This window comes from Lentzea albida (assembly GCF_900111005.1).
Classification (GTDB): Bacteria; Actinomycetota; Actinomycetes; order Mycobacteriales; family Pseudonocardiaceae; genus Lentzea; species Lentzea albida.
In genome coordinates this window covers 1027534-1040959 of record NZ_FOFV01000001.1, presented here as the reverse complement: position 1 = coordinate 1040959, position 13426 = coordinate 1027534, and the positions used below count along the sequence as shown (strand labels likewise).

Here is a 13426-nt window from a genome sequence, read left to right as displayed (position 1 = left end):
GCGAGGAACCTTAGGATGCGCCCTGTGCAAACGCTTCTCCAGCGCGCCGCGACAGCGCTCGGCTGGGACGGAGTCGTCGTTCCCGACGTCGCCGTCCTGGGCCAGCAGGTGTCCGCGGTGGTGCGTTTGCGGCCCGACGTGCACGAGTGGCGAACCCAGAACGGCTGGCCCCCGAGAGCCGACCCGTCGTGGTTCCGCTCCTGGTTCGAGCCGGCCGCACACGACCGCCTCCCGGTCGCCGCGGTGGAACTGGTCGGCGTCCTCGTGAGCGAGTCCACAACGGACCGGGCCCTCCAGTCGTGCGGCACCCTCCTGACCCTCGCCCCGTGCGCCGTCATGCTCCCCCGCACCGACGAGTCCCAGGCGTGGTCGTTCATCGAGCTCGACTACTACGGCATCGGCGTCGTGGTGGGCGACGACACCTCGGCCGACCTCATGGTGCCGCCGGAGGACCGCTCACCGGAGTTCGGGCCGTCCCTGTTCGGACGGTGGCTGCTCGAGGTGCTCTACGAGCGGGTGCTGAAGGCCTCGCACGCGCCGGCCGGCAGCAGCCCGGGCTCGCAGGGCTGAGCTGGGGCGCACGCCGCAGCTGGGACTCGCGTGGCAGCTGGGTCGCACGCTTCGTCTCGCACCGCAGCTGAGTCTCACGCCGCAGCTGGGTCTCGCGTGGCAGCCGGTCGCGTCGCAACAGGTGCCTCGCGTCGCCGCTCGGTCTCGCGCCGCCGCAGGTCTCACGCCGCAGGGGTCCTGCATCGCAGCGGGTCTCGCGTCCCAGCCCTGCGGTCACGGGCTGCGGGTCTCGCATCCAGCTGGGTCTCGCATTCGCAGCTCAGTCTTGCGTCGGTGGCGGGTCGGCGGGCCTCCACGACCTGGCCTGCCGCTGCCCCCGCGCGCTTCCTTGTCACGCAACGAGCGAACCACCGTTCAGGTTCCCGGCTGTCCACAGGTTACCGCTCGAACGATAACCGCAGGTCAGAAAGCCAAGCCCTGTGGACAACTTGCGATCATGACCGGGCGGCCGCACCTCGAAGATCACAACCTCGAAGATCACGACTCGACGGACCGGATCAGGTCCTTGAGGCCCTGCTCCTCCAACAGGTCCGCCGGCCGCACCGTGTGGTCGTGCCGCACGTAGTGGAACGCGGCCCGCACCTGCTCCAAAGGCGCGCCGACCAGAGCTGCCCACGCCAGGCGGTAGGCCGCCAGCTGCACCGAGAGTGCCGGCAGGGCGTCGGCGTCCGGGACGGCGCCGGTTTTCCAGTCCACGACGGTCCAGCCGTCCGGGTCGCGGTAGACGGCGTCCATGCGGCCTCGGACCGAGATGCCGTCGAACTCCGCCTCGAACGGCACCTCCACGTCGTGTGGTGTGCGGTCGGCCCAGGCGCTGGCGAGGAACGCCTGCTTCAGGCGTTCCAGGTCCGCGTCCGGGGCCGCGTCCGCGTCGCCTGCTCCTGGGAGCTCGTCTATGTCGAGGAGGCGGGTGGCGCCGAAGCGGTTCTCCAGCCACGTGTGGAAGGCGGTGCCCCTGCGGGCCAGCGGGTTCGGGGGGAACGGGAGAGGGCGGCGCAGGCGGCGGGCGAGGAGGTCCGGGTCCTTGGCCAGTTCCACCAGTTGTGAGACCGAGAGGTGGCCCGGGAGTTCCACCTGTTCCCGGCGGGTCTGGGAGGCGGCGCGTTCTGCCAGGAGCACGTCGACGTCCCGGGCCCAGCCTTCCGGGTCCTCGTCCGGCGGCATTTCCGGGTCGTCCGGGACGACGTCGTCCGGGAGTGGTTCCGGTTCTGGTGGGAAGTCGTCGTCCGGCGGCTCTTCGGTGGGGGGCGGGTAGTCCTCGTCCACCAGTTCTGGTTCTGGCTCGTCGAAGATCAGTGCCAGCGGCTCGGGTGGGGCGTTGCGCAGCTCGTCGAGGGCGGTCAGCACCATCCTGGCGCCTTCCACCACGGCGTCGCGGCGCTTGCCCAGGGGGTCGGAGGGCCAGATCGACGACTTCACGTCCTCGGCCAGCGGGTTCGGGGTGTCGGGGTCGGGTTCCGGGGCCCAGACCGAGATGTCGCCGGGGGCGTTGTCGCGTTGCAGGACCTCGTGCATCTCCTGCAGGAAGACCGACGGGCCCTTCGGCTTGTCGCCTGCCTCGGCCCACCAGTGGCCGGACATCAGCAGGCTGTGTTCGGCTCGCGTGACGCCCACGTAGAAGAGGCGGCGTTCCTCGACGAGGCGGCGCTCCTCGAACTCCTCCGCGTGGACGGTCAGGGCCTCGTCGACCTCCTTGCGGTTGTAGCCGGCGGTCAGTTTCAACGTCGGCAGGTCGGCCGAGTCGCCTCGCAGGGAGGCGGGGAGGTCGGTCACGTTCTTGAGCCAGCAGGAGGACTTCTTGCGGCCCGGGAACACGTCGCGGACGAGGTGCGGGAGTGCGACGATCCGCCACTCCAGGCCCTTCGCGGAGTGGACGGTCAGGATCTGCACGCGGTCCTCGGAGACCTCGACCTCGCCCGGTTCCAGGCCGTCCTCGGCGTGCTCGGCGGTGTAGAGGTAGTCGAGCAACGACGGGAGCGTCGCGGACGGGGAGGCGGCGGCGAAGTCCATGACCACGTCGGAGAAGGCGTCGAGGTGTGCGCGGCCGACCATGCCGGGGCGGGACATCGACTCGATGTCCAGCAGGAGGGTGCGTTCCACGTCGGCGACCAGTTCGGGCAGCGGCTGGTCGAGCCTTCGCCGCAACGCCGCGAGCTCGCCGCCGAGCCTGCGGATGCGCCGGTAGCCGTCGGCCGAGTACGCGTCGGGGTCGCCGGGATCGTCGAGCGCGTCGGCGAGGCCCGCCTGTTCGGCGTGTTCGCCGGGCAGGGCGTCCGCCAGCACCATGAGTGGATCGTCCACAACGGACTGTCGCGGTGCGACACCCGCCAGTTCGCGCGCCCTCGACCACAGTGCGGCGAGGTCCACCGCCGCCAGGCGCCAGCGCGAGCCGGTGAGCAGGCGGGCGGCGGCCGTGCCCGCGAGCGGGTCGACCAGGACCCTCAGCGCCGACACGAGGTCGCGCACCTCGGGTTCGTCGAGCAGGCCGCCGAGGCCGACGACCTCGACCGGCAGGCCTCGTTCGCGCAGGGCGGCGGCGATGGCGGCCATGTCCGAACGGCGGCGCACCAGCACCGCTGCCGTCGGCGGGGCTCCTTCGGCGTCGAGGTGCGCTTCCCATTGCGCCGCAACGTTGTCCGCCATCCAGTCGAGCTCGGCGCGGATGTCGGCGTGCAGCGCGAGGCGGACGTCACCGGCGCCGGCGCCGGGGCGGGCCCGCAGCTCCTCGACGTCGAGACCGGCCTCGCGCAACGGCAGCGACACCGCGTTCGCGAGCTCCAGGACCTCCGGCGGGTTGCGGAAGCTGGTCAGCAGCCCGTACTTGCGCGCGGGCGGGAAGTCGTCGACGAAGCGCGGCAGGTTCGCGGCCGACGCCCCGCGCCAGCCGTAGATGGCCTGCGCCGGGTCGCCCACGGACGTCACCGGCATCGGTGCGCCGTCACCGAACAACGACCTCAGCAGCACGCGTTGCGCGTGCCCGGTGTCCTGGTACTCGTCGAGCAGCACCGCGCCGTACCGCTCGCGTTCGCCCGAGGACACCTCGTCGAACGCGGCGAGCTGCGCGGCGAGCGACATCTGGTCCGCGAAGTCCAGCGCCGCCTCCTTGCGCTTGCGCTGCTGGTAGGCGTCCAGCAACGGCAGCAGCGCGACCCGCAACCGTTGTGCCGCAACGATCTCGCGGAGCTTCTCCGGCAACGCGTCCCGCTGGCGGGGTGCGCGTGGCGCGTTCTCGACCAGCGCGCAGAACTCCAGGGCGTGTGCTTCCAACGCCTCGGGCGTCACGAGGTGCTCGCCCAGCTCACCGGCCAGCGACAGCAGGTACCCGGTGATCGTCGCCGGCACCTTGTCCGTGTCGAGGTCCTTCGCCCACGTCGACACCACCCGGTGCGCGAGCTGCCAGGACGCCGTCTCGGTCAGCAGCCGCACGCCGGGCTCCACCGGCAGCCGGAGGCCGTGCTCCGTCACCAGGCGCCCCGCGTAGGCGTGGTAGGTCAGCACCACGGGCTCGCCGGTGAGCACGGACATCTTGCGCTCGCCGGACGGGTCGAGCTCGTCCAGCAGGGACGATCCCGCCAGCCTGCGCAGCCGGGCCCGCACGCGGTCCGCGAGCTGGCGCGCGGCCTTGCGCGTGAACGTCAGGCCGAGCACGCGGTCGGGCTGCACGAGCCCGTTCGCGACCAGCCAGACGACGCGCGCGGCCATGGTCTCGGTCTTGCCCGCGCCGGCGCCCGCCACCACCAGCGCGGGTTGCGCGGGTGCGGCGATCACCTCGGCCTGCTCGGGGGTCGGCTTGTTCAGCCCGAGCGCCTCAGCGATCTCAAACGGGCTGACGGTCACCAGTACATCTTCCTACCCGGCACATCGGCGCCCGCACCACCCGGGACGGTGTGTTCGCCGACAGTTCCAACGCGAGAAACACGCAGGTCAACAGTACTTACTCGCTGACCTGCCGCCCGGACGGGTGGACCGGGCACGTCGTGCGCGCCGGGCACCGGTCGCAGTCCGCGTTCTCGCGCGCCGTGTACTCGGGGCCGAGCACCGACTCCGCGGCGCCCTGCACGACCTCCAGCCACGCCTGCACGCCCTGTTCGTCCAGGGGCGCCTGGGTGCGTTCGACGGCTCCTGTCTTCTTGTCCTCCTTCGCCACGTAGAGCAGGCGGGCACCGCCCGGCTCCGATCCCAGTCCGATGTGGGTGAAGCCGCCCAGGGACGACGCGAGCTGGTAGACGGCCAGCTGCGGGTGTTCCTGCGCCGACTCCTTCGACACCGGGCTCTTGCCGGTCTTGAGGTCGATCACGATCGGGCGGCCGTCCTCGTCGCGTTCGAGGCGGTCGACGCGGCCCCTGACCTGGAGCCACGGGCCTCCGTCGCGCTTGGGGACCTCGACGACCATCTCCTCCTCGACCGCGACCTGGGTGAGCTGGCCGCGGCTCATCGTCAGCCACGCGAGGAACGTGTCGAGCATCTTCTCCACGCGCATCCGTTCGCGGCGGGAGAACCACGGCGCTCCGGCGTCGACCGCGGCCCACGCCTCGTCGAGCTTCACCCGCAGCTGCGCGGAATCGGCTCCCGAGGCGGCTGCCTGCGCCAGCGCGTGCACGAGGGTGCCCGTCACCGAGGCGAGCTCCGCCGGGTCCTGCCCGCCGTGCCGCTCGACGACCCAGCGCAGCGGGCACTTCGTGATCACCTCGATGGTCGACGGCGTCACGCTGACCTTCTGGTCTTCGGTCCACAGTGGAGCGTCGACGGACACCTCGGCCAGGCCGTACCAGGACTCCGGGTGTGCACCGGGCACGCCCGCCTCGGCCAGCCGCGCCAGCTGGACGGCGGCCCGCGACCGGCGGTCCGGGTCCTCGGAGTCCGAGCACACCACCCGGCGCAGCTCGCCGACGAGCTCACCGAGCACCAGACCGCGCTGCGGCCGGTGCAGCTTGCGCTCGTCCTCGGCGGACGACTCGATCTCGTCGAGGAAGCGCGACGGCTGCTCGTCCTCGCCCCGCACGGCGCTGATCAGCAGCTTCGACCGCGCCCGCGACGCCGCGACCAGCAGCAGCCGGCGTTCCTCGGCCAGAATGGGCGCCACCGCCGACACCGAGGGCTCCAGCCCGGCCAGCACGTCCACCATGCGTTCCACGCCCAGGACCGTGCCGCGCAGCCGCAGGTCGGGCCAGCTGCCCTCCTGCACGCCCGGCACGGCGACGACCTCCCACTCGCGCCCGGCCGCCGAGTGCGCCGTCAGCACCGACACCGCCTCACCGGTCGGGGCCGACGCGGCCAGCGTGTCGCCCACGATCCGCTGGGACTCCAGGTAGTCCGCGAACCCGGCCACACCGGACCCCGGCAGCCTGTCGACGTACTTCGCCGCGGCCTCGAACAGCGCCACGATCGCGTCGAGGTCGCGGTCCGCCTGCATGCCGGGCATCCCACGGCGGGCCGACTGCCCGACCCAGCGCTCCTGCAGGCCCGACTCCGTCCACAGGTCCCACAGCACGACCTCGACGGACTTCCCGGCCTCGATCGCCTTGCGCGCCAGCGACAGCAGGCGGCCGATCCGGCGCGCGGGCAACGACTCCGCGTCCTCCAGCGCCGCCAGCCTGTCCGCCGTCTCGACGACCTCGACCAGCAGTTCACCGCTCGGCCTGTCACCCCCGGCGGCCATCTCCAGCCGCCGGAGCCCCCGCCGCAACCGCCGCAGCGCCAGCGGATCCGCGCCACCGTACGAAGAGGACAGCAGCATGGCCGCCGTGTCCTCGTCCAACGAGCCCGGCACGGCGGCCGCGCGAACCAGGGCGAGCAACGGACGCACGGCGGGCTGCTGTGCCAGCGGCAGCTCGTCCGACGAGACGGACACCGGGATGCCCGCGGCGAGCAGAGCCCGTTGCAGCACGGGCAGGGACAACGTCGCCGACCGCACCACCACGGCCATCCGCGACCACGGCACCTCGTCGGCCAGGTGCGAGCGCCGCAACTGGTCCGCGACCCACGTCGCCTCCTGCGCGGACGACGCGAGCAACCGCACCTGCACGGACCCCTCGCCGTCGACCGGGTCCACCACGCGCGCGGGAGAGGCGCCGGGCAGCCGGGCCGCGAGCCGCGCCACCGCGTCCCGGATCTCCGGCATCATGCGGTGTGACTGCCGCAGCACCACCGTCTCGCCGCCGGCGTCCCGCAGGATCTCCGGATCGGCGCCGCGGAACGTGAAGATCGCCTGGTCAGGGTCGCCCGCCAGGACGAACCGCGCGGCACCGGACCCGAGCGTGCGGACCAGCGAGTACTGCATCGGGTCGAGGTGCTGCGCGTCGTCGACCAGCAGGTACCGCACCCGCCGCCGTTCGGCGAACAGCAGGTCCTCGTCGTTGACGAACGCCGCGTAGGCCGAGGACACCAGTTCCGCCGCGTCGTAGGCCGGGGCGTACGCCGTCGCGGAGTCCATGCCCGACAACAGGTTCACGGCCTCGTACTGCGCCCCGAACCGCCCGGCCGCCACCCACTCGTCACGCCCGTGCCGCTCGCCGAGCTCGACCAGGTCCTCCGGCCCGAGACCGCGTTCCGCCGCCCGCAGCAGCAGATCCCGCAGCTCGTGCGCGAAGCCCGGCAGCTCCAGGGCGGGCCGCAGCCTCTCCGGCCACTTCACCGCGCCCATCTCGACGTCACCGGCCAGCAGCTCGCGCACCATCGCGTCCTGATCCGGCCCGGACAACAGCCGCGGTGGCGGCTCGCCCAGCAGCACCGCCTGGTTGCGCAGCACCGCGAACGCGTAGGAGTGCACGGTCCGCACCAACGGCTCGCGGATCGCCGACAGGTGCCCCGTCAGCAACGACGTGATCTGCGCGCGCAACGCCACCGACGCGCGCCGGTTCGCCGTCAGCACGAGCACGTTCTCCGGGTCGGCCCCGCCCTCCAGCACGACGTGCGCGGCCAGTTCGGCGAGCAGCGTCGTCTTGCCGGTGCCGGGGCCGCCGAGCACGCGGACGAAGCCCTCGTGCTCGAAGACCCGCTGGGCAGCGGCGTCCCACCGGGGACGCGGGCGCGTCTCCGGCTTCCGGCGGACCAGCTGGGGTGGAAGTGCCACGCACCGATTGCACCACGCGGCACCGACAAGATCGTTCCGGGCCGCCGCGGCACGCGGGTCGGCGCTGGTCAGGGCCGTGAACGCACATCACCGCCAGCCAGGCGGGGCCCCAGACCCCACCGCCGCCCCGGACCGGTGGGGCGGTCGACCGTACGTCGCCGCGGTGATGCGGTGATCAGTTCCGGAGCGGACGGTCCGCGCCGGTGGGCCGGACGCGACCCCGGCCCCGCCCGGTCACCGGGGTTCCAACGCCTGCAGGAAGTCCCCCGGCGTGCGCGCCTTCCCGAAGTGGTCACCGGTCGCGAAGTCCGCGCCCGCGACGCGCCACCACGACGCCTGCTCGGCGCTGTCGATGCCCTCGACGGCGATCCGCACGCCCCGCTCCCGCAGCAACGGCAACAACGCCGCCACGTAAAGGGATCGCGACGCCACCAGCTCGCGGGCGACCCGCACGGCGCGCACCGGCACGTCGGACGCGAGCAGGCCGAAGTCCAGCGGTCCCATGCCGAAGTCGTCGATCGCCGTCAGCACGCCCATGCGGGTCAGGACCGCGAGGTTGTCCACCGCGTCGGCCAGCACCAGCACGCCGCCGGGGACGCTGATCATCAGCTTCTCCGCGGGCACGCCGATCTCGTCGAGCACCGCCACCACCCGCGAGACCAGGTCCGCGTCGGACGCCTGGTGCGCGGTGAGCCGCACGGCCAGTGGCAGGTCGAACTGGCCGCGCTGCCGCCACCACGTCGCCTGGCCGCCCGCGACCTTCAGCAGCCACCCGCCGAGCGGCAGGATGAGCCCGGTCTGCTCGGCGAGGCCCGCGCACCGGTCGTGGTCCAGCTCACCGGAATCCGGCCTGTCCCAGTGCAACTCGGCCTCGACGCCGGTGACCTCACCGCTGGACAGCCGGACGACGGGCCGGTACCGCACGGTGATCTCGCCGTCCTCCCACGCGGCCGGCATCGCCACGGCCAGCGCGTCGTCGCGGCGTTCCTCGGCGTCCTGGCCGGCGTGGAACAGCTCCCACTGGCCGCGCCTGCCCTTCTTGGCGCGCCGCAACGACCTCTCCGCCGAGCGCAGCACGTCGAGCGGTTCCACACCGCTTGGCGGCCGGTGCACGACGCCCGCGCTCATCGACGCCGCGAGCCCGTGGCCGTCCACGAAGGTCGGCTCGGACATCAGGTCCTCGTTGATGCTCTTCATGATCGTGTCGATGCCGGGCGTGGTCGCCGAGTTCTCCACGAGGACGCCGAACTCGTCTCCGCCGAAGCGCGCGATCATGACCTTCTCGCCCGCCAGCAACGCTTTCAGCCTGCCCGCGACGTGCTGCAGGTACCGTTCGACGACCCGGCCGCCGAACGTGTCGCGCAGCATGCCGAACGCGTCGAGGTCGAGGTGGAAGACGGTGATGCCGTGCTCGGGATCGGCCTTGCGCAGCGCGATCTCCAGCTGGGTGGTGAAGAACTGGCGGTTCGGCAGGCCGGTCAGCGGGTCGTGCAGCGCCTGCCGCTGGAGCTCGCTCTGCAGCAGCTCGAGCTCGGTGCCGTCCTCTACCACCACGACGAAGTGCATCGGCTTGTCGTCAGCGCCGCGCAGCAACGACACCGTGAGCGTCACCCGCGCGGACTCGCCGTCGTCGCGCCGCAGCCGCTGCGACTGCTGGGCCCGGTCCGTGGCACCCGCGGCGAGGTCGGTCAGCGCCTCCCGCAGCATCTCGGTGAAGGAGGGCTCGATCAGGTCGAGCAGGGGTGTGCCGGTGAGCTCCTCCGGGGTGCGGCCGAGGATCTGGCCGATGGCCGCGTTCACCTGCAGCAGGCGGCCTTCGAGGTCGACGATCAGCACGCCGTTGGTGGACGACGTCACGACCTCGTTGAAGCGGGCCTCGCTCTCCTTCAGGTTCCAGTTCGCGTCGCGCACGGCCTTGAGCAGCGACCTCTGCATGCTCTCCTGCTGCGCGAGCACCGACTCGGCGTTGGCGGCGGTGAAGCCGGCGCCGAGCGCGCCCAGGGCGAGCGCGATCCGTTCGGCGTACTTCTGCAGCGGCTGGAACTCCGGCAGCGCGAGCAGGCCCTTGCCGAGCACCTCCGCGGTGCAGCGCAGGCCGAGCCTGCCGAGGTGACCGAGTGTCGCGAAGTCCGCGCCCGCCGCCTCGATCGGGGCCGTGGCGAACGGCTCCGCGTGCAGCATCGAGCACAACGCGTCCAGCCGGACGCCCAGTTCCGCGTCCAGATCCTCTCGCCCCATCGGAATCGCGACTGCTCCGAGCAGGCGATACGACCATTTCCGGGCAAGTGTGTCCCGCGCCCGCGCATTGTCCTGAGGCGAAGGCGATGCGCCGGGTATTCGACTCGGGTTGGACATTCGGGGCAGCCTCACATCGGCTCTGAGGACAGGGAGCTTACCCACGCACAGTCGATCCCACCTCAACCGGCAGCGTGAATCGACTTCACCCTATCGACAACTCCTATGGCTTTCGACCGACACCCGCGAACGCGATCTTGTTCACAGCCGGGTCGTCCGAGATGTCACCGGGGCCTGTCGGACGCCATTCGGCGAACTTGACAAGACCGGGTTCGACCAGTTCGAAATCACCGAAGAACGACTCGAGTTCGGCGCGGTCCCGATAGGTGACGTCACCACCGCCCGACTTCGACATCCGGTCCGTCACGGACCTGGCGTCCTCGTTCACGTGGTCGCCCGCCATGTGCGAGATCGCGAGGTAGCTCCCGCTCGGCAACGCCTCGCGGTAGCGCTTGAGCAGCCCCTGCGGGTCCGCCTCGTCCGGCACCCAGTGGACCATGAACAGCATCAGCAGCCCGATCGGCTGGTCGAAGTCGAGCAGCCGGTTCACCTCGCCGCTGGCCAGGATGCTCTCGGGGTCGCGCATGTCGGCCTGCAGCACGCCGACGCGGTCGTTGCCCGCGACGATGAGCTCACCGTGTGCCACCGCGACGGGATCGCGGTCGACGTACACGACCCGGCACTCGGGCGCCTCGTCCTGCGCGACCTCGTGCACGTTCGCCACGGTCGGGATGCCGGAACCGATGTCGAGGAACTGGCGCACGCCCTGATCGGTCATGAACCGCACGGCACGCCGCAGGAACGCCCTGTTCAGCCTGGCCGCGTTGCGCGAGTTCGGCATCATCTCCTCGGCCTTGTCGCCCATCAGGCGGTCGACCGCGAAGTTGTGCGCGCCCCCGAGGAGGTAGTCGTACACGCGCGCCGCACTGGGCACGGAAACATCGACGCTCTGCGGAATCCAGTTCTGCCCGTCGGACACGACGACCCACCTCTTCAGGTTGCGGACACACTAGCTTAGTCATGCACAAAGCGCGCTCGACTACGCCGCTAGTGTGAACGCGCACCACCCGATCGGGCACTGTTACGGTCGCCCGAACGACTCATAGGGTGGCGCGGTCTCTTTCCGGCTCACGAGGAGCGATGATGTCCGTCCCGGTGGCGCCCGGCCGGCTGCCATTTCTCGGGCATTCGTTACCGATGCTCAGGAAAAGATTCGCTTTCACCGGGAATTTACGGGACCGGGGCGAACTCGTCGAAGTCCACCTCGGCCCGATGCGCGCCTATTTCGTCGCCAGCGCCCGTTTGACGCACCAGGTGCTGGTCACGGACGCGCCGAAGTTCCACAAAGGCCGGATGTACGACAAGTTCCGCGCGTTCGTCGGCAACGGGCTGGCGGTCTCCAGCGGCGCGTTCCACCTGCGCCAGCGCCGGATGATGCAGCCGGCGTTCCACCGGGACCGGATCGCGGGCTACGCGACCACGATGGTCCGCGCGACCCTCGACCTCGCCGGGAGCTGGCGGCCCGGCGAGGTGCGGCAGCTGGAGGCCGACATGCAGGGCCTCGCCGTCTCGATCGTCGGCGAGTCGTTGTTCTCCACCGAGATCGGCCAGAAGGCGATCGCCGAGGCCCGCCGCTCGGTGTTCGTGATCATCAAGAACGGCATCCTGCGCGCGCTGTCGCCGGGGTTCGTCGAGAAGCTGCCGATCCCCGCGAACCGCGAGTTCGACGAGGCCATCGCCCGGATGCGCGCGATCGTGCACGAGGTCGTCGAGAGCCGCCGCGGCGACGACACCGACCACGGCGACCTGCTGTCGACCCTGTTGCAGGCCAGGGATCCCGAGACCGGCGAACCGATGACCGACGAGCAGGTCTTCGACGAGGTCGTGACGCTGCTGACCGCGGGCATCGAGACCACCGCGCTCGCGCTCGCCTGGATCTTCCACGAGATCGCCGCCGACCCCGAGGTCGAACGACGGGTGCTGGCGGAGGTCGACGAGGTGCTGGCGGGCCGTCAGGTCACCGTCGACGACGTGCCGAGGCTGACGTACATCGGCCGTGTCGCGCAGGAGGTCCTGCGCAAGTACCCGCTCTGGCTCGTCATGCGCCGCACCGCCGAGGAGGTGCGGCTCGGCGACGCCGTCCTGCCTCCGGGCACCGAGGTGATCGTCAGCCCGCACACCGTGCACCACGACCCGGCGCACTTCCCGGACCCCGAGCGGTTCGACCCGGACCGCTGGCTGCCCGAACGCGCGAAGCAGCTGCCCAAGGGCGCGTTCGTCCCGTTCGGCGGCGGCATCCACCAGTGCATCGGCAACCACTTCGCCCTGACCGAGATCGCCATCGTCGTGGCGACGGTCTGCTCGCGCCACCGGCTGGTCCCCGACCGGCCCGTGCGCACCACGTTCACGAACGCGGCCTACCCCCACGACCTGATGATGAAGGTCGTCCCCCGCTAGCTGGAGGTTGTTCCCCCATGCGTTTCCGTCGGCTCTGTGCCGCCGTGCTGCTCGCAGCGTTCCTGCCGGTTCCCACGCCCGCGAACGCCGCCGCTCCGACCACCTGCGAGGACGTCTACACCCCCGTTCAGTTCGGGCTCATCCGGCAGACGATGTACGGCAGGCTCTGCGTCCCGCAGGGAGCCAGGACCGTCCAGGTGCTCGTCCCCGGCGGCACGTACACGAGTGGCTACTGGGACATCCCGGTGGACGGCGGGACCCGTTCCGTCACCAAGGCCATGAACAGCGCGGGCATCGCCACGATGACGGTGGACCGCATCGGTTCCGGCAAGAGCTCGAAGCCGCTCAGCATCCTCGTCGACGTGCCGAACCAGGCCCAGGCCGTGCACCAGGTCATCCAGAACCTGCGGCCGCGGTTCTCGAAGGTGTTGGTGGGCGGGCATTCCATCGGCTCGGCCATCGCGATGGCGGAGGCCGGCACCTACCGCGACGTCGACGGCGTGCTGGTCACCGGGATGACGCACCAGTGGGACTACGTCCGGGCCGTGCCCGCGCTGACGAACCTGATCCCCGCGCCGCTCGACTCCAAGCTCAGCCTGCGCGGCCTCGACGTCGGCTACCTGACGACGGTGCCGGGCACGCGCTACACCATGTTCCACGCGCCGGGGCCGAACATCCCCGATGTGATCAACCTCGACGAGGCCACGAAGGACGTCGTCTCGGCGGGCGAGTTCGTCACGACGACGTTGATGTCGAACCTGGTCCTGCCCGTCAGCGCGCTGATCAACGTACCGGTGATGACCGTCCAGACGTCGGCGGACTACTTCTGCGGCACCCCGCCCCTCGGAGCCGACTGCTCGTCCGCGGACGCGCTGGTCCGGTCGGAGAAGCCGTTCTACCCCAAGGCTCCTCGTGTGGACGGGTTCGTCGTCAACGGGTACGGGCACGTGTTCAACTTCGACACGCGGACCGCGAACCAGTACCACGCGGCGGTCGTCGGGTGGCAGCGCGGCTTCTAGCGGGCGAACGGGT

Annotated in this window: 7 protein-coding genes; 3 read left to right on the top strand and 4 right to left on the bottom strand. The window is 71.3% G+C overall.

The window, feature by feature from the left end; translation table 11 throughout:
* Positions 1 to 24: 24 nt before the first annotated feature.
* A complete protein-coding gene (locus BMY74_RS05065; protein WP_177229564.1) occupies positions 25 to 570 on the top strand; it encodes a hypothetical protein in 546 nt (181 codons plus the stop codon).
* Between the two features lie 477 nt (positions 571 to 1047).
* On the opposite strand, the gene BMY74_RS05060 is transcribed toward BMY74_RS05065, so the two are convergent.
* The 4 genes from BMY74_RS05060 to BMY74_RS05045 all read right to left on the bottom strand — a co-directional run bounded on the left by BMY74_RS05060 (position 1048) and on the right by BMY74_RS05045 (position 10916).
* A complete protein-coding gene (locus BMY74_RS05060) occupies positions 1048 to 4407 on the bottom strand; it encodes an ATP-dependent helicase (protein WP_089909958.1) in 3360 nt (1119 codons plus the stop codon).
* Positions 4408 to 4504: 97 nt separating this feature from the next.
* A complete protein-coding gene (locus BMY74_RS05055) occupies positions 4505 to 7642 on the bottom strand; it encodes an ATP-dependent helicase (protein ID WP_089909956.1) in 3138 nt (1045 codons plus the stop codon).
* A gap of 234 nt (positions 7643 to 7876) precedes the next feature.
* A complete protein-coding gene (locus BMY74_RS05050; protein ID WP_245785890.1) occupies positions 7877 to 9880 on the bottom strand; it encodes a putative bifunctional diguanylate cyclase/phosphodiesterase in 2004 nt (667 codons plus the stop codon).
* A gap of 220 nt (positions 9881 to 10100) precedes the next feature.
* The gene (locus tag BMY74_RS05045) at positions 10101 to 10916 is read right to left on the bottom strand and encodes an SAM-dependent methyltransferase (RefSeq protein WP_089909950.1); all 816 of its coding nucleotides are present in this window, start codon (positions 10914 to 10916) and stop codon (positions 10101 to 10103) included.
* Positions 10917 to 11080: 164 nt separating this feature from the next.
* On the opposite strand from BMY74_RS05045, the gene BMY74_RS05040 reads away from it, so the two are divergent.
* Both BMY74_RS05040 and BMY74_RS05035 read left to right on the top strand, forming a co-directional pair.
* Positions 11081 to 12394, top strand: a complete 1314-nt coding sequence (locus BMY74_RS05040) for a cytochrome P450 (RefSeq protein WP_089910562.1) — start codon at positions 11081 to 11083, stop codon at positions 12392 to 12394.
* 17 nt (positions 12395 to 12411) lie between these two features.
* On the top strand, positions 12412 to 13413 hold the full coding sequence (locus tag BMY74_RS05035; RefSeq protein ID WP_089909948.1) for an alpha/beta hydrolase: 1002 nt from the start codon (positions 12412 to 12414) through the stop codon (positions 13411 to 13413).
* Positions 13414 to 13426 lie beyond the last annotated feature (13 nt).

Excerpts from the sequence above, each read along its gene's own strand:
- BMY74_RS05050 (WP_245785890.1), bottom strand. The coding sequence starts at position 9,880 with ATGGGGCGAGAGGATCTGGACGCGGAACTGGGCGTCCGGCTGGACGCG.
- BMY74_RS05035 (WP_089909948.1), top strand. The coding sequence starts at position 12,412 with ATGCGTTTCCGTCGGCTCTGTGCCGCCGTGCTGCTCGCAGCGTTCCTG.
- BMY74_RS05040 (WP_089910562.1), top strand. The coding sequence starts at position 11,081 with ATGTCCGTCCCGGTGGCGCCCGGCCGGCTGCCATTTCTCGGGCATTCG.